Here is a 24,186-nt window from a genome sequence, read left to right on the forward strand (position 1 = left end):
CGCACACCCACCTTCACACCCGTCACCAACGGCACCGACCCACCCTTCTGACCGAAGCGCCGGTTCGTCTCGCTCTGCTCGCTCAGCGTGAGAGCCGCGCGAGCACCTCGCCGTGCGGCATGAGCAGCCAGCCGTCGTCGGCCTCGGCCCACTCCCGCCAGGACCGTGAGATGTGCTCCAGATCGGCACGGTCGGCGAGCCCGGACGAGACCGCGTGGTCGGCGAACGTCGACTGCAGCACGCGGTCGGCCCACATCCCGCCCCACCACGCGCGGTCCTCCGGCGACTCGAACAGCCACACGCTCGCCGTCGCCTCGATCCGACGGAATCCGGCCTGCATCGCCCACGACTTCAGCATGCGTCCGGCCGCCGGCTCCCCCGCGATGTGGCGGTGCACCGCGAGATAGAGCGCGAGCCAGTCGTCGAGCGCGGGGATGCGCGGATGCCAGATCACACCTTCATAGTCCACATCGCGCACCGCGACCAGCCCGTCGGGGCCGACGACGCGGCCGAACTCGCGCAGCATGTCCACGGGACGCGTGACGTGCTGCAGCACCTGATGCGCGTGCACGACGTCGACCGCCCCGTCCGCGGCATCCAGCGCGTACCCGTCGCCCACCGCGAACGCGACGTCGACACCGTGAGCGGATGCCGCCGCGCGAGCACGCTCGACGACGTCGGCGGACGCATCCACCCCGACGACCCGGCCGGGAGCCACCCGCCGCGCCAGGTCGACGGTGATCGTGCCGGGGCCGCTGCCGACGTCCAGCAGCGACATCCCCGCGTGCAGGTGGGGCAGGAGGTAGGCGGCCGAGTTCTCGGCCGTGCGCCAGTCGTGTGAGCGCAGCACACTCTCGTGATGGCCGTGCGTGTAGCGATCGGGCATGCCGTCAGCCTAAAGTCCCTGGCACCCGCCCCCGGTACCGGCCAGGCTGGAGGAATGAGGTTCCTGCGCGGCGTGCTCCGCTACCCGGTGATCGTCGCGACGCTCGTCGTGGGCGCCGTCGTGGCGGTACTGCTGTTCACGGGCGACGACGACGCGGCGCGGTGGCTCGCGGTCGTGTACGTCTCGGCGGTCATCGTGTGGACGCTCATCGGGATGATCCGCGACGTCGTGCGCGGGCACATCGGCCTGGACATCCTCGCCGTGGTGGCGATGGTGGCCACGCTCGCGGTCGACGAGTACATCGCGTCGCTGATCATCGTGCTCATGCTCTCAGGAGGCGAGGCGCTCGAGGACTACGCCGGCCGCCGCGCGACGCGCGAACTCACCGCGCTCCTCGATCGCTCTCCCCGGATCGCGCACGTGCTGGCTCATCCCGGCGACCTCGACTCCGACGAGGTGCAGGATGTCGCCGCCGACGACGTCGAGGTCGGCGACGTGCTCCTCATCCGACCCGCGGAGGTCGTGCCGGTGGACGGCGTGCTGATCGCCGGCGCGGGTTCGTTCGACGAGTCCTCGCTGACCGGTGAGAGCCTGCCCGTCACCCGAGTGGTCGGCGACGAGGTGCTCTCGGGCTCGGTGAACGGCTCGACCGCGGTGCATGTGCGCGCGATGCGCCGCAGCGCCGACAGCCAGTACCAGCAGATCGTCGCGCTCGTGCGCGAAGCGCAGGCGTCGAGGGCGCCGACGGTGCGGCTCGCCGACCGGTTCGCCATACCGTTCACGGCCGTCTCGCTCGTCATCGCGGGCGCCGCGTGGGCCGTCTCAGGCGATCCGACGCGCTTCGCCGAGGTGCTCGTCCTCGCGACGCCGTGCCCGCTGCTGATCGCCGCGCCCGTCGCCTTCCTCGGCGGCATGTCACGCGCCGCGCGTGCCGGCGTGATCGTCAAGGGGGGCGCCGTGATCGAGCAGCTCGCGCGCGTGCGCTCGGCGGCGTTCGACAAGACCGGCACCCTCACCGAGGGGCGACCCGACCTCATCGAGGTGCGTCCCGCCCCCGGCATCGACCCCGACGAGCTGCTCGCCCTGGTTGCGAGCGCCGAGCAGTACTCGACACACGTGATCGCCGACGGGGTGCGCCGCGCGGCCCAGGCGCGCGGCCTGCGACTCGAGCGCGCCGATGAGGCATCCGAGGTCGCCACGAACGGCGTCACCGCGACGATCGGCGGGCGCACCATCGCGGTCGGCAAGCCGGGTTTCACCGCCGGGCTCGCCCCCGACACGGTGCACACCGAGTTCGCTCCCGGCCAGGTCGCCGCCTACGCGGCGGTCGACGGCCGGTTCGCCGGGACGCTGATCCTCGGCGACGACGCGCGCCCCGAAGCCCGGGCGGTCATCGCCTGGTTGCGCGAGCACGGCGTCGAACGCGTGGCGATGCTCACCGGCGACGCACGGGCGACCGGCGAGGCGATCGCCCATGCGGTGGGCGTCACCGAGGTGCACGCCGAACTGCTGCCGCCTGAGAAGGTCCATCTGGCGGCGCAGCTGCGCCCGCGGCCGGTGCTCATGGTGGGCGACGGCGTGAACGATGCCCCGGTTCTCGCGGCATCCGACATCGGCATCGCGATGGGTGCGAAGGGCTCGACGGCGGCCGGGGATGCCGCGGGCGCGGTCATCCTGCAGGACTCGATCGCGGGCGTCGCCGATGCGGTGTCGATCGGCCGTCACACGCTGCGCGTCGCGTACACCGCGATCGGCATCGGGATCGGCCTCAGCATCGGGCTCATGCTGATCGCGACCGCCGGAGTCATCCCCGCCGTCGCGGGTGCGCTCATCCAGGAGCTCGTCGATCTCGCGACGATCCTCTATGCGCTGCGTGCGCTGACGGGTCCCCGCGTCGATCTGAGCGCGGTCACCACGCAATCTGACGCGCCACACCCGGTTGCGGCTGGCCGCGACTGAGCGTTCTGCTGTATCTGCACGGTGCTGGTTGATCAGACCGCGATGCGGTGGTGTCATAGAAGGGGATGCCGCAAAGCCGCGGCATCCGCAGCGCAGCGCCCACAAGGCCGGCCGAAAGAGGTTCCGATGATCCCGTCTCCGTCTCTTCCCGATTTCACCCACGAACGCGTCGAGGTGATCACCGGCCGCCGGAGCGGCCTGTTCATCGCCGTGGCGCTGCACTCGTCGGTGCTCGGCTCCGCGCTCGGCGGCGCCCGACTGTGGAACTATCCGCACTGGAACGACGCACTCGCAGACGTGCTGCGCCTCTCGGCCGCGATGACGCTCAAGAACGCGGCGGCCGGCCTCGACGCGGGCGGCGGCAAAGCGGTCATCGCTCTCACGCCCGGCACCGACCTCGACGCCGAGCGGCGCCGCGCCGCCTTCCTCGACCTCGGCGACGCCGTCGAGTCGCTGCACGGCCTGTACCGCACGGCGGAAGACGTCGGCTCCACCACAGAGGACATGCTCGTGGTGAGCGAGCGCACCGAGCATGTCGTGGGCCTGCCCGACTCGGTCGGCGGTTCGGGAGAGCCCGCCGGACCGACGAGCCTCGGCGTGTACGAGTCGCTGCGCGCGACGCTCGAGCGGGTCACGGGCAGCTCCGAGGTCGCCGGCCGCCGCATCACCATCTCGGGACTCGGCCAGGTCGGCAGCCGCCTCGCTGTGCGCCTCGCCGCCGAAGGCGCGACGCTGGCGGTGACCGACGTCAACCCCGTCAAGCGCGATCTCGCCGTCGAACTCGGAGCGTCGTGGTGCCCGCCGGGAGAAGAGCACCTCGTTCCCGCCGACGTGTTCGTACCGGCCGGCATCGGCGGACTGCTCACCGACGACGTCATCGACAGTCTCGACGCGCGCGCCGTCTGCGGTCCTGCCAACAATCCGCTCGCCCACCGCAGCGGCGCCGAGCGGCTGGCCGCACGCGGCATCCTCTACGCCCCCGACTTCGTGGTGAACGCGGGCGGCGTCATCTACCTCGACCTCGTCGCCAAGGAGCAGGGCACCCGCGCGCAGGTGATGGAACGCGTCGCCGGCATCGGCGCGACCGTGCGCCGCATCTTCGACGATGCCGACGCCCGCGGCGTCACGCCGCTCGCCGCCGCAGAGGGCATCGCTGCCGAGCGCCTCGAGGCCGGCGGCCGCCAGCCCGCGCTGGCCGGCTGACTCCCCCCGCCCCCCCCCGATATCGAGCGGACGAGTATGCCCGCTACGCACGGCGTGTCGCGTGCATACTCGTCCGCTCGAGCCTAGGGGCGGGGGGCCTGCGCGGCGGCCGCGGCGGCGGCGGGAAGGGCGGCGCGGATGCGCTCGAGTGCCGCATCGCCGTGGGCCGCGGTGAGGAACCACGCCTCGAAGACGCTCGGCGGCAGTGACACCCCCGCCTCGCGCATCGCGTGGAAGAACGGCGGGTAGCGCCAGGCCTGCTGATCGCGCGCGTCATCGTAATTTCGCACCTCGCCCTCGCGGAACGCGACCGAGAACAGGCTGCCGGCACGTGAGACGACATGGGCGACACCGGCGGCCTCGAGCGCGTCGTGCAGAGCGGATGCCACCGCCTCGGCAGCCGCGTCCACCCGCGCGTACACGTCGGCGTCGGCGAGCCGCAGCGTCGCGATGCCCGCCGCGACCGCGACGGGGTTCCCGCTCAGCGTGCCCGCCTGGTAGACGGGGCCGAGCGGCGCGAGCAGGTCGAGCACCTCGGCGCGACCACCCAGCGCGGCCAGCGGCATCCCCCCGCCGATGACCTTGCCGAACGTGACGATGTCGGGCACCCAGGCCGGCTCGGCGCCGGCGGCCTCGAGCCCCCACCAGCCGGCGGGACCGACACGGAAGCCGGTGAGCACCTCGTCGAGGATGAGCAGCGCACCGCGGTCGCGCACGAGTCGCGCCAAGGCCGCGTTGAACCCGGGCTGCGGCGCGAGCACGCCGGCATTGGCGCCGGCGGCCTCGGTGATGACTGCCGCGATGCGTCCCGGATGCGCCGCGAACGCCGCTTCGACCGCGTCGAGGTCGTTGTACGGCAGAACGAGCGTCTGGGCCGCGATCACGGTGGGAACCCCGGCCGACCCCGGAAGCGCGAAGGTCGCCAGGCCCGACCCGGCGTCGGCGAGCAGCCCGTCGGAGTGACCGTGATAGTGCCCGGCGAACTTGACGACGAGGTCGCGGCCGGTGGCGGCGCGCGCGAGGCGGATCGCGGTCATCGTGGCCTCGGTGCCCGTCGACACGAGGCGCAGCCGCTCGATCCCGGCGACTCCCCCGACCTGCATCCGGTCGACGACGGCCTCGGCGAGTTCGGTCTCACCCGGTGTGCTCGCGCCGAACGAGAGCCCGCGCGCGGCCGCCTCCTGCACCGCCGCCACGACGTCGGGGTGTGCATGGCCGAGCAGCGCCGGTCCCCACGATGCGACGAGGTCGACGTACTCCCTCCCCTCGACATCGGTCACCATGGCACCCTGCGCCGACACGATCGACAGCGGCGTGCCACCCACAGATCCGAAGGCACGCACCGGCGAGTTCACCCCACCTGGGATCACGCGCCGCGCGCGGGCGGCCGACTCGTCGTTGCGCGTCATCGTCGCATCCCCTCCGCAAGCTCGAGCGCCCAGTAGGTGAGCACCGCGTCGGCGCCGGCACGCACGATCGAGGTGACCGACTCGGCGACGGCGCGTTCGCGGTCGATCCAGCCGTGCGCGGCGGCGGCCTCGATCATCGCGTACTCGCCGCTGACCTGGTACGCCCAGACCGGCACCGGCGAGGCGGCGGCGGCATCCGCCAGCACGTCGAGGTAGCTCATGGCGGGTTTCACCATCACGATGTCGGCTCCTTCGGCGAGATCGAGCGCGACCTCGCGCGCCCCCTCGCGCCGATTCGCGGGGTCGAGCTGGTAGGTGCGCCGGTCGCCGACGAGCGACGACTGCACGGCCTCGCGGAACGGACCGTAGAACGCCGACGCGTACTTCGCCGCGTAGCCGAGCAGCGCGACGTCTGGGTGGCCGGCGGCATCGAGCGTCTCGCGCACCGCGGCGACCTGGCCGTCCATCATCCCCGACAGCCCCAGCAGGTGCGCACCCGCGTCGGCCTGTGCGAGCGCCATCGCGCGGTAGCGCTCGAGGCTCGCATCGTTGTCGACCCGGCCGCCTGCGCCGAGGACACCACAGTGGCCGTGGTCGGTGAATTCGTCGAGACACAGGTCGGTCTGCACGACGAGCGCGTCGCCCGCTTCGGCGACGGCGAGGCGCGTCGCGACGTTCAGGATGCCGTCGGGATCGGTCGCTCCCGATCCCACGGCGTCCTTCGTCTCGGGGACGCCGAACAGCATCACGCCGCCGAGACCGGCGGCCGCGGCGCGCGAGATCTCGGCCCGCAGCGAGTCGAGGCTGTGCTGCACGACGCCCGGCATCGACGTGATCGGAACCGGTCGGTCAGCGCCTTCGCGCACGAAGAGCGGAAGCACGAGCATGGCAGGGTCGAGCCGGGTCTCGGCGGTCAGTCGCCGCCACGCGGGGCTCGATCGCAGGCGCCGGGGGCGCACGGCGGGGAAGCCGGAAGAGGCGGGTTCGGTCATGGGCGGACCTCCTCGGAGGGTGACAGATGTGCCGCGAGTGCGCTGACCAGCGACTCGACGGTGCGTTCGGGGGCGATGACGTCGACGTCCAGTCCGGCCGCGCGTGCGTCGGCGGCGGTGAGCGGGCCGAGGCACGCGACCAGCGGTGTGCTTCCCGTGTCGAGTTGGGAGGCCAGCGACCGGGCGACACTGCCCGACGTGACGAGCGCGGCGGTGATCTCGCCCGTGGCGAGCGCGTCGCGGGTGCCCGCCGCCAGCTCTCGCGCGACGGTGCGATACGCGGCGACGTCGTCGACCTCGTGTCCGCGGTCGCGCAGGCCCGCGACGAGCTGCGGCCCGCCGATCTCGGAGCGCAGCACCAGCACGCGCCGCACAGCTGCGGGCCAGACCGCGGCGAGAGCCTCGCCGGACGCCTCGGCCGCAGGCTGGAACGCGACGTCGATGGCCGCAGCCTCGAGGGCGGCCGCGGTCGCCGCCCCGACCGCGCCCACGCGGACCCCGTGCGACACGGTGACACCGCGCTCGACGAGCACGTCGACGGTCGCGGCGCTCGTGACGGCGAGCCCGTCATAGCGGGCGCCGACGGCGAGATCGGCGAGCGCGCGCGTGAGACGCGCAGGATCGGACGGCGGTTCGCGGCCGATGAGCGGTGCGATCACGGCGTCGAGCCCCGCGGCCGCGAGCAGCGCCGCCACCCGGTCACCCCACGCACCGCCGCGCGGCACCAGCACCGTCGTCACGCGCCGCCGCCCAGTGGCGCGAGGTCGGCCGCTCCCTGCGCGAGAAGGTCGGCGACGACCGCCGCGGCGACGCGCTCAGCGGCATCCGCACCGACAACCGGAACCGTCGCGGTCGCCGACACGACGGCCGAGCCGTCGAGGGCGTACACCCGCGCCGACAGCACGAGGTCGTCACCGGCGACGATCGCGTGCGCGCCCACCGGGGCGGCGCAGCCGGCCTCGAGCAGGGCGAGCAGGCGCCGCTCGGCGTCGGCCGTCACGCGCGCGACCGGGTCATCGAGCGCGTGCGCCGCCGCCGTCTCGCCGGCACGGGTCTCGACGGCGAGCGCCCCCTGTGCGGGTGCCGGCGGCCAGTGGTCGGCGCCGAAGAGCTCGGATGCCTCGCCGAGGCGGCCGAGGCGATGCAGTCCCGCGGCGGCGAGCACGACGCCGTCGAGCCGGCGCTCGGGGTCGTCCGTCGACACCCGCGAGAGCCGCGTATCGACGTTGCCGCGCAGATCGACGACGTCGAGGTCGGGCCGTCGGGCGAGCAGCTGCGCGCGGCGCCGCGGCGATCCCGTGCCGACGCGGGCACGTGGGGCGAGCTCGGCGAGCGAGGCTCCGTCCCGTCCGACGAAGGCGTCGCGCACATCGGCGCGCTCGGGCACCGCCGCGATCGCGAGTCCGGGCTCGGCTGCGGTCGGCAGGTCCTTGAACGAGTGCACGACCACGTCGACCTCGCCGGCACGCAGAGCCGTGCGCAGCGCGGTGGCGAACACGCCGGTGCCGCCCAGCGACGCCAGCGACCCCGGCATCCGATCGCCGTCCGATTCGATGACGACGACGTCGGCGCCGAGCCGCTGCGCGATCGCGCGCGATTGGGCGAGGGCGAGCGCGCTGCCGCGGGTTCCGAGCCGAAGGGTCATGCCGGAAGCGATGCGGGCGCGCGGCCCTGCGGGGCGTGGTCGGGCCAGGGGCCCAGCGCAGTGCGGTGCGGCCGCTCGACGTCGGGAGTGCCCTCGAGGCGCTCGACGAGCAGGTCGACGAGACCGGTGACGAAGCGGGGGTCGACACCGGGGGTGGGGATGCGCACGGCATGCATGCCGTGCCCCTCGGCGGTCTCGATGGCCTCCTCATCGAGGTCCCACATGACCTCCATGTGGTCGGAGACGAAGCCGAACGGCACGATGACCACGCCCGGCACGCCGTCGGCGGCGAGCTCGTCGATGTGGTCGCAGATGTCGGGCTCGAGCCACGGCACGTGGGGCGCTCCCGAGCGCGACTGGTACACGAGCGACCACGGGGCATCCGTCGAATCCGCCGCCTCGAGGATCGCCTCGGCCGCCGCCAGATGCTGCGCGACGTACGCGCCGCCCTCGCCGAACGCGACACCGGTCGCGGCGGTGTGCTCGTCGCCCGAGACGTTCGCGTCGCGCGTCGGGATCGAGTGCGTGACGAACTCGACGTGCGTGCCCGCGGGAGCCGCGGCGAGCGCGTCGCGCAATGAGGTGGCGAACGGCTCGACGAAGCCGGGGTGGTCGAAGAACTCGCGCACGCGGTGCAGTTCGAGCGTGTCGGCGAGACCGGTCGCAGCGAGCGCACGGTCGAAATCCTCGCGGTACTGACCCACGCCCGAGTACGAGGTGTAGGCGCTCGTGACCAGCACGAGCACGCGGCGGTGACCGTGGTCGGCGATCTCGCGCAGCGCGTCGGCGAAGAACGGCCCCCAGTTGCGGTTGCCCCAGTACACGGGCAGGTCGATGCCTCGCGCCGCGAGCTCGGCTTCGAGCGCCGCCTTCAACTGCCGGTTCTGTTCGTTGATCGGGCTCACACCATCGAAGTGGCGGTAGTGCTCGGCGACCTCTTCGAGCCGCTCGTCGGGGATGCCGCGCCCCCGCGTCACGTTGCGCAGGAACGGGATGACGTCGTCCTGCCCCTCGGGGCCTCCGAACGAGGCCAGCAGCACGGCGTCGGCGTCCACTCGCGGGTCGGTCACGACAGCACCTCCTGGATCTCGGACGGCTCGATGCGCCGCCCGGTGAAGAACGGGATCTCTTCGCGCACGTGGCGACGCGCGCCGGTCGCGCGCAGGTGCCGCATGAGGTCGACGAGGTCGATGGGGTCGTCGGCCTCGAGCGCGAGGATCCACTCGTAGTCGCCCAGCGCGAACGAGGCGACGGTGTTGGCCTGCACCTGCGGATACTCGGCGCCCTTGCGTCCGTGGTCGGCGAGCAGACCCCGCCGCTCGTCCTCGGGCAGCAGGTACCACTCGTACGAGCGGACGAACGGGTAGACCGTGAGCCATTCCTTCGGCGGCAGGTCGCGCGCGAAGGCGGGCATGTGCGAGCGGGTGAACTCGGCGTCGCGGTGCACGCCCAGCGCATTCCACGTCGGATCGAGCGCACTGAGCTCGGCGGTGCGACGCAGCGTGCGCAGCGCGGCCTGAAGGTCGGCGGCATCCGATCCGATGAGCCACAGCATGACATCGGCGTCGGCCCGCAGACCCGAGACGTCGTAGATCCCCCGGAGGACGACGCTCGGCGGCAGGGCGTCGACGGCCGCCGTGAAGGGTTGATCGGAGGTGGACTCGTGTCGCGTACGACGCAGGATCGCCCACAGCGTGAAGTGGGCCGCCGGCGCCTGGGTGGAGCTGTCGGTCACCCGTCCATCCTCTCCCGCGATCGACGCCTCCCCTAATCGGCCAGCAGGGAGGATGCTGTGCTTTCGGCGTGCGCGACGACCGCCGCCAGTCCTGTTCCGGCGACCGCCTCGCCCACCCGCGGCATCCCGAGATCCCGCGCATCATGAGCCGCCCGCGACCATGTCCGCACGGCGACCTCGCGGGGGGCGGGAAGCGCGACACCGAGCATCGCCTCGGCATCGGATCGAGCCGTCGTCGCGGCATCCTTCGGCGCGGCGTCGTACGACAGCCGCAGCACGTGCCGACCCGGCAGCGCCTCGGCGACCCATGTCCACTTCGCGGTGACATGCGTCAGCGCACGAGCGGCGACGCCGGCTCCGGGGGCGACCAGCACCCCGGTGCCGCGCGGCGCGGCGTCGAGTGCGGGCGCGTCGACGACGAGCGTCACGAGGGTGACCGGCCGCGCGGGCGGGGCATCGGGGGCGGATGCCGCGAGCACGACCCGTCCCGTGAGCTCCCGGTCGCCGGCGATCGCCCGGGCCGGCTCGATCCCGGTCACCGCCGTGCCCGTTCGGACGTCGACACCGAGGCGGGCGATGTCGTCGGCGAGCGCTGCGGACAGGCGCAGCATCCCGCCGCGCAGTCCCCCGACGAGCGAACCGGCGGGCGCATCGGCGCGAAGCGCCGCGACCGCCGCCGCCAGCGATCCACGTGCCCGCAGCAAGCCCGGCAGCCGGGGCGCGGCGACGGCGACCGGCATCGTGCGGGAGTCGCGCGAATACACGCCGCGCACCACGGGGGCGACCAGCGTGTCGGCGACTCCTGCCCCCATACGGGTGCGCACGAGCGCGTCGACGGATGCCGCATCCGCCCCGACCCGCGCCGGCAGCACACGGTCGATGCGCGCACGCCACGCACCGACCCGGCCGACGGCGCGACGCACGTCGGCGGCACCGGGGTCTGCGGGAATGCCCAGGACACCCGCTGCCGGCAGCGGCACCGACCGGCCGTCGGCCCGGTGCACCCACGCGGAACCCGCGGCGGGCGCGACGACGTCGCCGTGCAGCCCGAGCTCGTGCAGCAGCGTCGGCACCGCGTCGCTGCGCGTCGCGAACGACTCGGCGCCGGCGTCGAGCTCGACCCCCGCCACGGTCAACGGTGCGACCGCTCCCCCGAGGCGTTCACCGGCGTCGATGAGGGTGACCGTGCGCCCGGCGAGTGCGAGGCGCCGCGCGACCACCAGTCCTGCGATGCCGCCGCCGACGACGACGAACCGGTCGCCGTCACTCGGCGGCATGCACGACCTCGACGAGGTCGGTGAGCACGCCCGGATCGGTGTCGGGCGGAACGCCGTGCCCGAGGTTCACGATGTGCGCGGGCGCCGCATCGCCGCGCCGCAGCACGTCGGCGACGTGGGCGTGCAGCACCTCGCGCGGTGCCGCGAGCAGCGCGGTGTCGATGTTCCCCTGCAGCGGATGCCCGGGCACGAGCCGCGCCGCCTCGTCGAGCGGCAGTCGCCAGTCGACGCCGATCACCTCGGCTCCGGCGTCCGCCACGAGGTCGAGGAACCCCGCAGTGCCCAGGCCGAAGTGGATGCGCGGCGCGCCGAGCGGCTCGACGGCGGTGAGGATCCGCTGCGAGAACGGCAGCACCGAGCGCTCATAATCGGCGCGCGAGAGCGACCCCGCCCACGAGTCGAACAGCTGCACGACGCTCGCTCCGCCGGCGATCTGGGACTGGAGGAACGCGGTCGTCACGTCGGCGCACCAGGTCATCAGGGCGCTCCACGCCTCGGGGTCGGCATGCATCATCGCCCGGGCGCGCTGCTGGTCCTTCGACGGACCGCCTTCGACGAGGTAGGACGCGAGCGTGAAGGGGGCGCCGCCGAACCCGATGACCGGCACGTCGCCGAGCTCGGCCGCGACGATGCCGACCGTCTCGCGGATCGGCTGCAGTGCGTCGGCGTGCAGCGGCGGCAGTGCCCGCACGTCGTCGCGCGTGCGCACCGGGCGATCGAAGACGGGTCCGCGCCCCTCGACGATCCGCACGCCCACGCCGGCCAGCAGCGGTGGCACGACGATGTCGCTGAAGAACACCGCGGCGTCGACGCCGTGGCGGCGCACCGGCTGCAGGGTGATCTCGGCGGCGAGCGCGGGGTCGAGGCACGCGTCCAGCATCGCCACGTTCCGCCGCAGCTCGCGGTACTCGGGCAGCGAGCGTCCGGCCTGACGCATGAACCACACCGGGCGATGGGCGGGCCTGTCACCGCGGGCGGCGCGCAGCAGCGGAGCATCGACGGTGCGGCCGTCGCGGAGCGGATGATCGGGAGCGAGTGTCACCACCCCAGCGTACGAACCTTCCGCGGGTACGATCGAACCCGTGCTGTTCTGCGTCACCGCCTCCCATCGAACGACCGACTTCGACGTGCTCGACCGCATCTCGCGCGTCGGCGCGACCGAGGTGGCGGGTGTGCTGGCGGGCCATGGGTTCGTGCGCGGCGCGGTCGTGCTCTCGACCTGCAACCGGTTCGAGGCCTATCTGGACATCGACGAGCCGGTCACCGCAGCCGCCGAGCTCGCGACCGAGGCCGTGTTCGAGGTGCTGGCCGAGCGCGTCGGCGAAGACGCCGAGTCACTTCGCGCTTCGGCCACCGTGCTGTGCACTCAGCGCGTCGTTCACCACCTGTTCTCGGTGAGCGCGGGACTGGACTCGATGGTGATGGGCGAAGAGGAGATCGTCGGTCAGGTGCAGCGGGCCCTGCGCGAGGCCCGCGAGGCGGGCACGTCTTCGAGCGCACTCGAGGCCTTGTTCCAGCGTGCCGCCCACACGTCCCGCGAAGCGCGGGCGCACGGCGACCTCGCCGCCGCCAGTCGCTCGGTCGCGCGCGTCGCGCTCGAGATGGCCGACTCGCGCATCCCCGACTGGTCGGCCGTGCGCGTGCTGATGGTCGGCACCGGCAGCTACGCGGCCACGACGCTCACTGCGCTGCGCTCGCGCGGCGCAGACGACGTCCGCGTCTTCTCGGCGACCGGCCGCGCCGCCAAGTTCGCCGCGCGCTACGGCGTACGCGCCGAGGACGACCTGCGCGATGCGATCGCCGACGCCGATGTCGTGATCACCTGCACGGCGCGCTACACCGTCACCACCACCGACATCCCGGACGCGTCCCCGCGCCTCGTCATCGACCTCGGTCTGCCGCGCAACGTCGAGCCCGACGTGCGCCGGATGCCGGGCATCGAACTGCTCGACCTCGAGATCATCGGCCGACACGTCAGCCTTCCCGACTTCGCGCCGCAGGTGCACGAGGTGGTCCGATCGGCCGCCGAGTCGTTCGAGGCCGAGCGCGCCGCCGCTCCCGCCGTGGTGGCGCTCCGCCGCCACATCGACGCCGTGCTGCAGGACGAGATCGACCGCAGTCGCCGGCGCGGTGGTGAGGACCAGCGCACCGAAGCCGCCCTGCGCCACCTCGCCGGCATCCTGCTGCACGGCCCGTCGCTGCGTGCTCGCGAGCTGGCCGCCGAGGGCCGCATCGACGAGTTCGAGCGCGCGCTCGCGCTCGTGTACGGGCTCGAGGTCGAGGCCGCCGGCGACGCGGCGATCGCACCGAGACTGGTGGGCTGACGCTCGAGAAACGTCGAAACCCCGGTCGGATATCTATCCTGACCGGGGTTTTCTCGTGGACCTGAGGGGATTCGAACCCCTGACCTCTTCATTGCGAACGAAGCGCGCTACCAACTGCGCCACAGGCCCGTGAACCTCGGATACATTACCACGCACGCACCCGTCGGCCCGAACCGACGATCGACGCCGGATGCTACGCGCCGACCGCCCGGCGGGCGAGCAGGTCACGGACATGGGCTTCGATGGCGTCATCGTCGACCGCGGCCGAGCGCGGCATCTCGGCCGTCCGCGCCGTGCGCGCAACGGCGATCGAGGGCGGGCGCGCCTGTTCGGCATGACGCCGCATCTCGTCGTCGACGTTCGCGCGGCGCACAGCGGCGCGCGCATCTTCGGCGTCGAGCATCGCCACGGCCTGCGAGCCCGCCGATGTGGTGAGCGGCTTGGGCAGCTCGCGCGGCGTCCAGGTGCGCGGATCCGCGTCGACGAGCGGCTCCAACACCGCGGGCGCGGTCCTCGTCGCGACCGGCATCTCGACGTGACGTGCCGCCTCGCGGGCGGCGACCGCCGACATCCGGCGCAGGCACAGGCCGCCCATGGCCGCGAGCGCGATTCCGCCCCACATCAGCAGCTGCGACCCGGTCGATACGACCTCCCACACGCCGTACCCGGCCACGCCCAGCCCAGCGAGGACGGCGAGGGTGGCGACCATGCGCGTGCGACGGCGAGCCCGCGCCCGACGGACCGGTGCGGAGGATCGGGCTGCAGCGCGCGCAGCGCGGGCATCCTCGAGTTCGACCCGCGCCTGCTCCAATGCCGCTTGCTCTCGTTCGGCGAGCGCGCGCCGCGCGAGCTTCTGCTGCGCCAGCGCGGTGCGGGCGTTCAACTCGAGCCGTACTTCCTGGGGCGTCTCACTCGTCTCGGCCAGCACTCGCAGCGCCTGGTTCAGCCGGACCGCGTTGCGTTCGGCGGCATCGTACTGACGCCGGTTGTACCAGCTCGGCAGCAGGTATACCAGCCACAGCAGCACGGCGACGAGCACGATGACTCCGCCGCCCAGCACCTGCCCGCCCATGGCGTCAACGGTAGGCGACCCGATGCCTCGCACCCGGTCAGCTGCGGGCGTGTCCTTCAAGCTCGACTCGAAGGTGAGCCGCAGAAGGTCACGCGTGCAGACGATCCGAGGGCGGCACGATCGCAGCGTCCTGCGGCGCCCGACCGGCGACCCAGCGCTGCAGCACACCCTCGGGCACCTCTTCGCGCACGAGCGCGAAGCAATAGTGATCGCGCCAATCGCCGTCGATGTGGATGTAGCGGCGTCGCAGGCCCTCGTACCGGAATCCGAGCTTCTCGACGACCCGAAGGCTCGCCCGGTTCTCGGGTCGGATGCAGATCTCCATGCGGTGCAGCCGCAGCTCGGTGAAACAGGCATCCGTCGCCATGGCGACCGCAGTGGGCGTGATGCCGCGCCCGGCGTAGCGTTGGCTGACCCAGTATCCGATCGTCGCCGACGCCAGCGACCCGCGTGCGATCCCCCACACGTTGAGCTGGCCGGCGATGTCGCCGTCCCACTCCATGACGTAGGGCACACCGAAGCCCTCGCGGTACTGCTGCAGCAGCCGGCGCACACCCAGCCGCATGTCGAACGAGACCGGGCCGTCGGGACTGGTCGCCTCCCACGGCTGCAGCCACCGCCGATTGGTGACCAGCTCCTGCTGGAGCACGCGTGCGTCGCGCTGCCGGATGAGTCTGATCGAGACGGGCCCGTGCCGCTGCGGGGTGACGTCCAACGCTCCCCCTCGCACCCGGCGGCTCAGATGTTCGCCGCGAATTCCTTCAACCAGGGACGCAACTCAGGACCGAGATCCTCACGATCGGTCGCCAGCTGCACGATGGCCTTGATGTAATCCACCCTATCGCCGGTGTCGTATCGGCGACCACGGAAGATGACGCCGGACACGCCGGGGCCGTCGGGGTCGGTGGCGAGCTCCTGCAGAGCATCGGTGAGCTGGATCTCCCCGCCCTTGCCGGGACCCGTGCGCTCGAGGATGTCGAACACCTCGGGCGTGAGCACGTAGCGGCCGATGATCGCGAGGTTCGACGGGGCCTCCTCGGCCTTGGGCTTCTCGACGAGCCCGGTCACCCGCACGATGCCCTCGCGGTCGGTGTCTTCGACGGCCGCGGCGCCGTAGAGGTGGATGTGGTCGGGGTCGACCTCGAGCAGCGCGACCACGGCGCCGCCGGTGCGCTCGTGCTCGTCGAGCATGGCGGTCAGCAGCGGGTCGCGGTCGTCGATGAGATCGTCGCCCAGCAGCACGGCGAACGGCGACGAGCCGACGTGCGCGCGCGCCCGCAGCACCGCGTGGCCCAGACCCTTCGGCTCGCCCTGACGCACGAAGTGGATGTCGGCGAGATCGCTCGACTTCACCACGCGGCGAAGCCGCTCCTCGTCGCCCTTGTCCTTCAGCTTCACCTCGAGCTCGGGCACCGAGTCGAAGTGATTGGCCACCGCGTTCTTGTTGCGCCCGATGATGACGAGGATGTCTTCGATGCCCGCGTGCGCGGCCTCCTCGACGACGTACTGGATGGCCGGCTTGTCGACGACCGGCAGCATCTCCTTGGGCATCGCCTTGGTCGCGGGCAGGAACCTCGTTCCCAGTCCGGCGGCGGGGATGACGGCTTTGTATCGGCTGCGATGCATGACCTTGATCTTACGTGCCCGGGTTCGACAGCGCCGTCGGGCGCTCGGTGCGCGACGCCTAGAATCGACGCATGTCCGATGAGATCGCCACCGCGAAGCGCGCGCTGCGCGCCGATCTGCGCGAGCGGCGCAATCTCCTGTCCGAGCGCGAGCGGGACGCCGCCGCGGCGGGCATCGCCGATCAGCTGCGCGCTCTCGTCGCCCGGACCGGTGCCGAGTCGATCTCGTGCTACCTGTCGACGACGACCGAGCCGGGCACCCGCGAGTTCGTGACGGATGCCGTCGCCCGGGGCATCCGCGTGCTGCTGCCGATCACACGTACTGACGGTCTGCTTGACTGGGCGGTCGCCGATGACGACCTCGACATCGCCGAGGGCATGTTCGGACTCCCCGAGCCGGTCGGCGAAGTGCTCGGCCCCATCGCGGTGGGCGATGTCGACCTCATGGTCATCCCGGCCGCCGCCGTCGCCGCCGACGGGATGCGCCTGGGGTGGGGCCGCGGCTACTTCGACAAGACGATCGGATCGATGGAAGGCCGCCCTCCGATCTACGCCGTCGTGTACGACACGGAACTGCTCGACGACCTTCCCCGCGACCTGCACGACCAGCCCGTGACCGGAGCGGTCACCCCGACCCGCACCGTCACCCTCGCGGCATCCGCCCACTGACCGAAGAGAGCCACCGAGCCCATGCCCACCTACGCCTACGCCTGCAAGCAGTGCAGCCACCGCTTCGACGCGGTGCAGTCCTTCGCCGATCCCACGCTCACCGAGTGCCCCGAGTGCGGCGGTCCGCTGCGCAAGGAGTACGGCTCGATCGGCGTGACCTTCAACGGCTCGGGCTTCTACCGCACCGACTCGCGCGCGCAGAGCGGCGGAGGGTCATCGGGATCGGGCGAGAAGTCCTCGGGGTCTTCCGAGTCCTCGTCGGGGTCGTCGGGCGCAGGTGGCGACTCGAGCGCATCTTCGGCAGGATCGAAGTCCGAGTCGAAGGCGGCATCCGCCTCGACGTCGTCCTGACGGCCGCCGGGGCGGCCCTACTGAGGAGGAAACCCACGTGATCCAGGGCTTCAAGGAATTCATCCTGCGCGGCAATGTCATCGACCTCGCTGTCGCGGTGGTCATCGGCGCAGCGTTCACCGCCATCGTCAACGTCATCGTCTCGGCCTTCATCAACCCCCTGATCAGCCTCTTCTTCGCCGCCGACAGCCTCGACGAGGCCCTCGAGGTGACCGTGCCGACCCTCGGCGGCGGTGAGGCGACGTTCGCGTTCGGCGCGATCATCGGCGCCATCATCAACTTCCTCGCCGTCGCCGTCGTCGTCTACTTCGCGTTCGTCATGCCGATGAACCGCGCGAAGGAGCGCGCCGAGGCCAAGAAGGGCATCGCCGCCGACGAAGAGCCCGCCCTGCCGACCGAGCAGGAGCTGCTCGTCCAGATCCGCGACGCGCTGCAGGCCCAGAAGCCCACGACCTGATCGGTCCCGCCCCGGTCACCAGTGCGGTGGCTTCTCGCGACGCATCCGCTCATCGTTGGGACCCGAGTCGGATGCCTCCGTCTCGTCTGCAGGCTCGGGCTCGCTCGTCGTGCCCGGCGCCGGGGTCAGCTTGGCGCGCCGCGACCCGGGGACCCGCTCGATCCGCTGTCGGTCACGGTGCGACATCGAGCGGCTGCGTGTCGTTCTCGGCCGGCGGTGTCTCGGGTGGCACCCCGAGCATCGCCGCGATGCGCGCGGCGACGCCGGCCGGGTCGCTGTAGAGGTCGAAGGAGTGCACGCGCACGTAGTGCCAGCCGAGCCGCCGCAGGATCTGCGGACGCAGCCGCAGCGACTCGCGCAGCGATTCGCCGATCGTCTCGGGGTCGCTCTCGACCACGACCGCTTTGCCGTCGTACTGGGCGACCAGCGACAGCAGGCCGCGATAGTGCACGTCGACGGCCAGCCCGAGTCGGCGCAGTTCACGCGCGAGCGAGAGCGTGAGCGGGTCGGCGAGGTCCTCGAGCCGCGCCTCGCGGGCGCGCGCGGCGATCCCGCCGAGCACCTCCATCAGCGTCGCGGCGCCGTACTCGAGGCGCCCGTCGTCGAATGCCGACGGGCGGATGGACGAGACGATCACCATCGACCGGCGCGCGCGGGTCATCCCCACCGTCAGCAGCCGCTCACCGTCGGGGGTCGACAGGTCGCCGAAGTCGCTCAGTACGCGCCCGTGGCGGGTGAGCCCGAACCCGAGCGAGAAGATGACGCGGTCGCGGCTCTCGGCGACCGACTCTTCCAGGCTCAGCACCGCGAACGGCTCGGCCGTGTCGCGCGAGACGAAGTCGGCGACGTCGGAGCGGCCCGCGAAGGCGGCCTCGACGGCTGCGCGGATGCGCTCGGCATGCTTGCGGCTGGCCGTCACGACCATGAGCGACTCGCCCGCCCGATTGACGGCGTGCTCGATCACGAGGGTGACGACCCGCTTGACTTCGGCATCGGGACTCTCGACGGCGCCCGTGACGGGGTCGGGAGCGCCGGTGCCCCCGGCCACGTAGTCGACGCTCAGGCTGCCGCGGCCGAGATACGAACCGGCCCACGGCAGCGACACGATCTCGCCGCCGTAGAAGGCGTCGTTGACGAGTTCGGCGAGGTCCTCTCCTCCGGCGCGGTAGCTGCGGGTGAGGGTGACGATCGGCACGAGCTCGGCGAGCCGCTCGAACACGCTTGTGCCGTCGAACGGCACAGCGTCGCCGTCGTCACCGGGCGCGTCCGACCCTTCGGATGCGACACCGGCCGCGACACGGAACGGCGTCGGCTTCTGCGTGACCGGATCGCCGAACACGACGACCTGACGGCCGCGGCGAAGTGCGGGGGCCGCCTCGGCGAGACACAGGGCGGCGGCATCCGCCACGATCAGCACGTCGAACTGCTGATCGGCGGGGATCTGCACCACGTCGTAGGGCGATGCCAGCCACATCGGCGCGAGGCGACGCATGAGCGTCGGCGCCGCGTCGAACAAGTCGGCAGGCGTGCTCGCCGCGTTCTTCAGCGCGCGCTTGAGCGCGGCGGCCTCTTCGGCCTCGTCCACGATGCCGATGCGCCACTGCGTCGCCAGCCGTGCGGCCAGGAGCGGGCCTGATGCCCCGGCATGCGCTTCGTCGACGAGACGGAAGTCGCGTTCGAGCCGGTCGACGACCGAGGTGTTCGCACCCAGCAGGGCCTTGTCGCGTCGCAGCAGGTGCTCGAGCGCCGACTGCCACCACGCGAATTCCAGTTCGGCTCCGACAGCCTCTTCGGGCACGTGCCGAACCGACAGTTCGGTGAGCAGGCCGGTCAGGCCCATGTCGGCGAGTTCGCTGCGCAGCGTCGCGCGCTCGCGCAGGTTGTCGAAGACCTCGGATTCCGCGGCGAGACCCGCAAGGGTGCGCAGCAGCTCGGGAATGGGCAGCGTCGCGAGGCGGTCGGCGTCGCCGCGGCCGAGGATCGTATCGAGCTCGGCGAGTCCCGAGTCTGCGCGCTGCCACGCGACATAGACGTCCGCGAGCCCCAACGGCACCTCGGGCGCGACCCCGGCGTCGACGTACCGCTGCCACTCGGTGCGCTGCTGCTGGACCCGCAGCAGCGCCTCGTACATGTCGGCGACGTGCACGCCGGGCCGTACGTACTCCTTCGACAGACGGCGCAGGCGTCGGCGGTTGACCCCGCTCATGTTCGGGGCGTCGCGACGCGGGCCGTGCGCCTGGATGAGCTCTGCGAGGGGGCGTTCGAAGACGGTGAGACTGAACCGGTCGAGCGAGTCGCGGATTCCCGTGAGCAAGCGCAGGTAGACACCGAGCTCGGCGACCGTCTGGAACGGACGCATCCGTGTCTGCGCCACGAGTTCGTAGCCGCGCTCGATGACCGCCGGCACATCGTGTCGATGCAGCTTCCCGGCACGAGCGTGCGCGGAGCGGGCCTCTTCCGTCGTCGCGAACGACACGCCGTACCAGGGCGAGTCGTCGGGACCGAAGCGGAACTCGCCGAGGCGTGCCGCAGCGGCGAGCTTCGCTGCCGCCTCGGCGCGGCGGTTCGCCAGGCCAGCGAGTGTGCCCGGGTCGAAGCGGGCGTCGGTCGATGGCGCTGGCGTGCGGGCGGCGAGGCCGGCGAGCTCTCCGAGCACGTCGAGCACCGACACACCGAGATCATCACGGTGGGCCGTGACGGCGGTGCGGTAGTCCCGCAGCACGTCGCGCAGGCGCACGAGCGCGTCGTCGATCTCGGCGATCTTCGGCGGTTCGGCGCGTTCGTTCCGCCCGATCGCGCGGATCAGGTCGTGCTGCATCCGTCGCGGCGAGACGGCCAGGCCCGGCAGTCCTATCGCGGCGAGACGGTGACGGATGCCTTCGACCGTCGAGCGTCGAGCCCCGACGACGAGCACGCGCTTGCCGTCGCGGATCAGCGCGCCGGCGGCGTTGATGATGGTCTGCGTGCCGCCCGTGCCGGGCAGCGTGTGCACGGCGAGCGACTCCCCGGCGACGATCCGTGCCAGCACGCCCTCCTGCTCGGCGTCCGCATCGAGCAGCAGGTCGTCGGCCGCCGGCGCGCGCTCATCGGGTGAGACCGGAGGCGGTGCGACGGCGCGGCGTGTCAGCAGTTCACGGTCGTCGGGGTGGCCGGCGAGTGCATTGAGCACGAAGTGGTCGAGGTCGGCGGTGTCGGCTTCCATGCCGTCGCCGACATCGGCGAACGTCGAGACGAGCAGACGGGGCTGCACGCTGAAGGTCGTGGCCGATGCCGCACGGGAGCGCAGCCGGTCGATGACGGGCTGCGGCTGGAAGACACCGTCGTCGTAGGCGAGCGCGGCGAGCTCTGCGCTGTCGATCTCGATGCCGAGATGGGTGCGCAGGGCGCGCTCGAGCTGCGGGTTGACAGCGAACGAGCCATGCAGCTTCAGCTCGAAATCGGACTGGTGGCGACGGATGAGCAGGGGACGAAGCAGGGCGGGCGCCGAGCACCGCAGACCCCCGACGTGCCATGACGCCAGCCCCACGGCCAGGTGCACCGCCTCGATGCCGCGGGTCGTGCGCAGCTCGACGTTCTTCGCCGTGATGCGCTCGGCGGCCAGCCGTGCGTTGCGCAACGCGACCTCATCGCGGAACAGGTTCGACAGCAGGGTCGATCGGCCCGAGAAGAACTGGGGAAGGCTGCCGGGGTGCGCTTTGGTGATCTCGATCGCATCGTCGTCGCGTTCTGAGAAATGCAGCAGGGTCGACCTGCCGCCGAGCTGCGCAGCCTGCCGACGCAGCCGCTCGCGTTCAGGGTCGGCGATATGCGCGACCACGACCCCAGGTTCCGAGAGCCCGAGGTCGCCGGGGGTCACGTCGACCGCAGCTCCGGCGTCCATTGCGCCGACCGCGGCGCTGCCTTCTGCTCGCCACACGGTGTCAGACTAGGTCGGGTCCCGCTGCGGATCCGGCATCCCGCGCCGGTTTCTGCAGACCTGCGACACTCCGCAGTGATCGGCCTTTCCTCCCCAGCCGGGTTCCGCGGCGATCCCCGTCCACAATCGCCGCCCGTCGTCCCGCCCCGTTCGGTCCGATATCAGGATGGAGCCCATGACCTCGCCCCCGCTCCTCTGGCGTCTGCATCCCTCACCGATCGGCGACATCCTCATCGCCACCGTCGCCGGCCGTCTCGTGACCCTGCAACCGGTGCGGGACTCGCCCCACGACGACCTGCGGCGACTGTCCATCGCGCTGCGGATGCCACCCGAGCCCGATGAGTCGGACGCCGTAGCGAACCTCGCCGCGCGTCAGCTCGATGCGTACTTCTCGCGCTCGCTGCGCACGTTCGACGTGCCGTTGGACTGGCGACTGGTGCGCGGGTTCACGCGGGCTGCGCTCCAGGCGGTGTGCGCGATCCCCTACGCCGAGACCGCCGGGTACGGCGAGGTCGCTGCGAACGCAGGCAGTCCGCGGGCGGCCCGCGCCGTGGGCACGGCATGCGCCACGACGCCGTTCTCGATCGTGGTGCCCGTGCACCGCGTGATCCGCTCCGACGGCTCGCTCGGCGAGTACGGCGGGCGCCCCGAGGTCAAGCGCTTCCTGCTCGACCTCGAGGCGGGCACGAACGCGGGCGAGTAGGCCGCCCGTCCGGTCCGGCCCGGGGCGCGATCTCCGGGCCGGACGCCCTGGATGTGCGTGGTAGGTTCGTCGCCACGGCGCAAGGGTGCGGACCCCGCGCGCGGAGGTGCACGGTGGCGACGACGCGACAGGACGGGCGGGATACCCGCCTGTTGAGCGCCGCGCTGCGCGATCTCGCCGAGCGCACCCGGTTCCCGCTGGTGTTCGGCGGCTTCGTCGACGACGGCGCCGTGCGCGTCTCCGTCATCCACGGCAGTCGCACGCGCAGTCTCCAGGGGCTCGTCGTCCAGTCGGGTCGAGGACTCGGCGGACAGGCGATGACGCAGCTCGGCCCGCGCATGACGCCCGACTACGGCTCGAGCCGTGCGATCACCCATGACTACGACAGTCACGTGCTCGGCGAGGGCATCGGCGCGCTGCTCGCCGTGCCCGTCGTCGTCGCCGGCCGGTCGCGGGGCATGCTGTACGCCGGAACCTGGGCGCGCTCCGGGATCGGCGATGTCAGCGCCGCCCCCGCGATGCGCGTCGCCCGCGACTTCGCCTCTGAACTGCGCATCCGCGATGAGGTCGAGCGGCGCGTGGCCGCGCTCGCACCACCGACGCCGCCCGCCGAGCACGCGGCGCAACGCGAACGGCTGCGCGAGAGCGTCGCCGAGCTTCGCAGCATCGCCGCCCAGATCGAGGACCCCGTCCTTCGCGAGCGCCTCGCCGCCCTCGGTCGACGCCTCGCGGGTCCTGCGCCCGCGGCCTCCGGTCACGGCGCGCGCCTCGCGCCCCGCGAGCTCGATGTGCTGGCCTGGGCCGCGCTCGGCTCGACCAATGCCGAGATCGCGCAGGCACTGGCGCTCAAAGAAGGCACGGTGAAGTCGTACCTGCAGTCGGCGATGAGCAAGCTCGACGCTTCCACGCGGCACGCCGCTGTGGCGAAGGCCCGTTCCCTCGGCATCCTGCCCTGACGCGCCATCCACAGCGCCCGCATAGCGGATCGAGGCGGCCGCGATAGGTCTCGTCCGTACATGTGGAGGGCATGACCCGCACACGATCCCGTTCTCGCCGGCGCAGCGTCGCCATCGCCGCCTCGACCGCGACCGCGGTCGCCCTCACCGTCGGTGGGGGCGCCGCGTGGGCTGTCGACCGCTATCTCGTCGAACACGTCCAGATCGCCGACGTATCGGCCTACGAAGCGACACGGTCGACGGCCGCCGACGAGTCGGATGCCGCGATCGCCGCCGATGCAGCATCCGACACCCAGGTGGCCGTCAGCACCGTGACCGAGGGCACCGGTTCGGCGACGGTGACGTACTACGTGGCCGACGTCGTCCTCGGCAGTGCCACCGACCTGCGCAGCGCATTCGCGAAGGACCAGTTCGGCGAGAACATCACCGAGCTCACCAGCGAGATCGCCGCTGACAACGATGCGGTGTTCGCCGTCAACGGCGACTACTACGGCTTCCGCGACACCGGCATCGTGATCCGCAACGGCGTCGTCTACCGCGACGAACCCGCGCGCGAAGGACTCGTCTTCTACGCCGACGGGCGCGTCGAGGTCTACGACGAGACCGACACGTCCGCCGCCGAACTGCTCGCCGACGGGGCGTGGAACACGCTCAGCTTCGGGCCCGCGATCGTCGAGGACGGCGTCGTGGTCGACGGCATCGACGACGTCGAGGTCGACACCAACTTCGGCAACCACTCGATCCAGGGCGACCAGCCCCGCACGGCGGTCGGCGTCATCGACGAGAACCATCTCGTGTTCGTCGTCGTCGACGGCCGCCAGCAGGGCTACAGCGTCGGGGTGACGCTCACCGAGCTGGCCGACATCCTCGTCGATCTCGGCGCGACGACCGCGTACAACCTCGACGGAGGCGGCTCGTCGACGATGTACTACGACGGCGAGGTCGTGAACAGCCCGTCCAACGGCGGCGAGCGCGGCACGAGCGACATCCTCTACGTGGCGGGGTGA

General features: G+C 72.1%; 23 protein-coding genes and 1 tRNA gene. 9 read left to right on the top strand and 15 right to left on the bottom strand.

Annotation, left to right across the window (positions count from 1 at the left end):
- Positions 1–82: 82 nt before the first annotated feature.
- Positions 83–886, bottom strand: a complete 804-nt coding sequence (locus ABD663_RS05300; protein ID WP_344736838.1) for a methyltransferase domain-containing protein — start codon at positions 884–886, stop codon at positions 83–85.
- Between the two features lie 54 nt (positions 887–940).
- Between ABD663_RS05300 and ABD663_RS05305 the strand changes: the two genes are divergently transcribed.
- Both ABD663_RS05305 and ABD663_RS05310 read left to right on the top strand, forming a co-directional pair.
- Positions 941–2,845: a heavy metal translocating P-type ATPase gene (locus tag ABD663_RS05305; RefSeq protein ID WP_344736839.1), complete on the top strand. Its 1,905-nt coding sequence runs from the start codon at positions 941–943 to the stop codon at positions 2,843–2,845.
- 126 nt (positions 2,846–2,971) lie between these two features.
- Positions 2,972–4,048, top strand: coding sequence for a Glu/Leu/Phe/Val dehydrogenase family protein (locus tag ABD663_RS05310; protein WP_344736840.1), 1,077 nt, complete (start codon positions 2,972–2,974; stop codon positions 4,046–4,048).
- 83 nt (positions 4,049–4,131) lie between these two features.
- On the opposite strand, the gene hemL is transcribed toward ABD663_RS05310, so the two are convergent.
- Genes hemL through hemE form a run of 8 tightly spaced genes read right to left on the bottom strand, consistent with a single transcriptional unit; the run spans position 4,132 to position 12,247 of the window.
- Positions 4,132–5,457 (bottom strand): glutamate-1-semialdehyde 2,1-aminomutase, encoded by a 1,326-nt coding sequence (gene hemL, locus ABD663_RS05315; RefSeq protein WP_344736841.1) that lies wholly within the window; start codon positions 5,455–5,457, stop codon positions 4,132–4,134.
- Positions 5,454–6,449 (bottom strand): porphobilinogen synthase, encoded by a 996-nt coding sequence (gene hemB / locus ABD663_RS05320; protein ID WP_344736842.1) that lies wholly within the window; start codon positions 6,447–6,449, stop codon positions 5,454–5,456. Before hemB ends, hemL begins: the two co-directional genes overlap by 4 nt.
- Positions 6,446–7,189: a uroporphyrinogen-III synthase gene (locus ABD663_RS05325; protein WP_344736843.1), complete on the bottom strand. Its 744-nt coding sequence runs from the start codon at positions 7,187–7,189 to the stop codon at positions 6,446–6,448. Before ABD663_RS05325 ends, hemB begins: the two co-directional genes overlap by 4 nt.
- Positions 7,186–8,094: a hydroxymethylbilane synthase gene (gene hemC / locus ABD663_RS05330; protein WP_344736845.1), complete on the bottom strand. Its 909-nt coding sequence runs from the start codon at positions 8,092–8,094 to the stop codon at positions 7,186–7,188. Before hemC ends, ABD663_RS05325 begins: the two co-directional genes overlap by 4 nt.
- Positions 8,091–9,164 (bottom strand): ferrochelatase, encoded by a 1,074-nt coding sequence (locus tag ABD663_RS05335; protein ID WP_344736846.1) that lies wholly within the window; start codon positions 9,162–9,164, stop codon positions 8,091–8,093. The genes hemC and ABD663_RS05335 overlap by 4 nt, the downstream gene beginning before the upstream one ends.
- Positions 9,161–9,829: a hydrogen peroxide-dependent heme synthase gene (gene hemQ, locus ABD663_RS05340; RefSeq protein ID WP_344736847.1), complete on the bottom strand. Its 669-nt coding sequence runs from the start codon at positions 9,827–9,829 to the stop codon at positions 9,161–9,163. The genes ABD663_RS05335 and hemQ overlap by 4 nt, the downstream gene beginning before the upstream one ends.
- Positions 9,830–9,861: 32 nt before the next feature.
- Complete coding sequence (locus ABD663_RS05345; RefSeq protein WP_344736848.1) at positions 9,862–11,106, bottom strand: protoporphyrinogen/coproporphyrinogen oxidase; 1,245 nt, start codon at positions 11,104–11,106, stop codon at positions 9,862–9,864.
- Positions 11,093–12,247: a uroporphyrinogen decarboxylase gene (gene hemE / locus ABD663_RS05350; RefSeq protein WP_425561757.1), complete on the bottom strand. Its 1,155-nt coding sequence runs from the start codon at positions 12,245–12,247 to the stop codon at positions 11,093–11,095. The genes ABD663_RS05345 and hemE overlap by 14 nt, the downstream gene beginning before the upstream one ends.
- Between hemE and ABD663_RS05355 the strand changes: the two genes are divergently transcribed.
- The gene (locus ABD663_RS05355; protein WP_344736851.1) at positions 12,189–13,430 is read left to right on the top strand and encodes a glutamyl-tRNA reductase; all 1,242 of its coding nucleotides are present in this window, start codon (positions 12,189–12,191) and stop codon (positions 13,428–13,430) included. The genes hemE and ABD663_RS05355 overlap by 59 nt on opposite strands.
- A gap of 56 nt (positions 13,431–13,486) precedes the next feature.
- Here the strand turns inward: ABD663_RS05355 and ABD663_RS05360 are convergent.
- The 4 genes from ABD663_RS05360 to galU all read right to left on the bottom strand — a co-directional run bounded on the left by ABD663_RS05360 (position 13,487) and on the right by galU (position 16,128).
- A tRNA-Ala gene (locus tag ABD663_RS05360) sits at positions 13,487–13,559 on the bottom strand.
- Positions 13,560–13,623: 64 nt separating this feature from the next.
- Positions 13,624–14,502 (bottom strand): large exoprotein, encoded by an 879-nt coding sequence (locus ABD663_RS05365; RefSeq protein WP_344736852.1) that lies wholly within the window; start codon positions 14,500–14,502, stop codon positions 13,624–13,626.
- Positions 14,503–14,590: 88 nt separating this feature from the next.
- Entirely contained in the window at positions 14,591–15,217 is a 627-nt protein-coding gene (locus ABD663_RS05370) for a GNAT family N-acetyltransferase (RefSeq protein ID WP_344736853.1), read from the bottom strand.
- A 23-nt stretch (positions 15,218–15,240) separates the two neighbouring features.
- Positions 15,241–16,128, bottom strand: a complete 888-nt coding sequence (galU, locus tag ABD663_RS05375) for a UTP--glucose-1-phosphate uridylyltransferase GalU (protein WP_344736854.1) — start codon at positions 16,126–16,128, stop codon at positions 15,241–15,243.
- A gap of 71 nt (positions 16,129–16,199) precedes the next feature.
- Between galU and ABD663_RS05380 the strand changes: the two genes are divergently transcribed.
- From ABD663_RS05380 to mscL, 3 genes are read left to right on the top strand one after another with little or no spacing between them, the layout of a single operon-like run.
- Positions 16,200–16,796: a 5-formyltetrahydrofolate cyclo-ligase gene (locus ABD663_RS05380; RefSeq protein ID WP_344736856.1), complete on the top strand. Its 597-nt coding sequence runs from the start codon at positions 16,200–16,202 to the stop codon at positions 16,794–16,796.
- 21 nt (positions 16,797–16,817) lie between these two features.
- On the top strand, positions 16,818–17,147 hold the full coding sequence (locus ABD663_RS05385) for an FmdB family zinc ribbon protein (RefSeq protein WP_344736857.1): 330 nt from the start codon (positions 16,818–16,820) through the stop codon (positions 17,145–17,147).
- 37 nt (positions 17,148–17,184) lie between these two features.
- On the top strand, positions 17,185–17,604 hold the full coding sequence (gene mscL / locus ABD663_RS05390; RefSeq protein WP_344736859.1) for a large conductance mechanosensitive channel protein MscL: 420 nt from the start codon (positions 17,185–17,187) through the stop codon (positions 17,602–17,604).
- 15 nt (positions 17,605–17,619) lie between these two features.
- Here the strand turns inward: mscL and ABD663_RS05395 are convergent, their stop codons facing one another.
- Together ABD663_RS05395 and ABD663_RS05400 are read right to left on the bottom strand one after the other, a co-directional pair.
- Positions 17,620–17,790 carry a hypothetical protein gene (locus ABD663_RS05395; protein ID WP_344736860.1) on the bottom strand — a complete coding sequence of 57 codons (171 nt, stop codon included), beginning with the start codon at positions 17,788–17,790 and terminating at the stop codon, positions 17,620–17,622.
- Positions 17,777–21,484 carry an AAA family ATPase gene (locus ABD663_RS05400; RefSeq protein WP_344736945.1) on the bottom strand — a complete coding sequence of 1,236 codons (3,708 nt, stop codon included), beginning with the start codon at positions 21,482–21,484 and terminating at the stop codon, positions 17,777–17,779. The genes ABD663_RS05395 and ABD663_RS05400 overlap by 14 nt, the downstream gene beginning before the upstream one ends.
- Positions 21,485–21,695: 211 nt before the next feature.
- On the opposite strand from ABD663_RS05400, the gene ABD663_RS05405 reads away from it, so the two are divergent.
- From ABD663_RS05405 to ABD663_RS05415, 3 genes are all read left to right on the top strand, one after another.
- The gene (locus tag ABD663_RS05405) at positions 21,696–22,223 is read left to right on the top strand and encodes a methylated-DNA--[protein]-cysteine S-methyltransferase (protein WP_344736861.1); all 528 of its coding nucleotides are present in this window, start codon (positions 21,696–21,698) and stop codon (positions 22,221–22,223) included.
- 113 nt (positions 22,224–22,336) lie between these two features.
- The gene (locus tag ABD663_RS05410) at positions 22,337–23,179 is read left to right on the top strand and encodes a helix-turn-helix transcriptional regulator (protein ID WP_344736862.1); all 843 of its coding nucleotides are present in this window, start codon (positions 22,337–22,339) and stop codon (positions 23,177–23,179) included.
- Positions 23,180–23,250: 71 nt separating this feature from the next.
- On the top strand, positions 23,251–24,186 hold the full coding sequence (locus ABD663_RS05415; protein ID WP_344736863.1) for a phosphodiester glycosidase family protein: 936 nt from the start codon (positions 23,251–23,253) through the stop codon (positions 24,184–24,186).

Source organism: Microbacterium awajiense (assembly GCF_039536545.1).
In the GTDB taxonomy this organism is placed as follows: Bacteria; Actinomycetota; Actinomycetes; order Actinomycetales; family Microbacteriaceae; genus Microbacterium; species Microbacterium awajiense.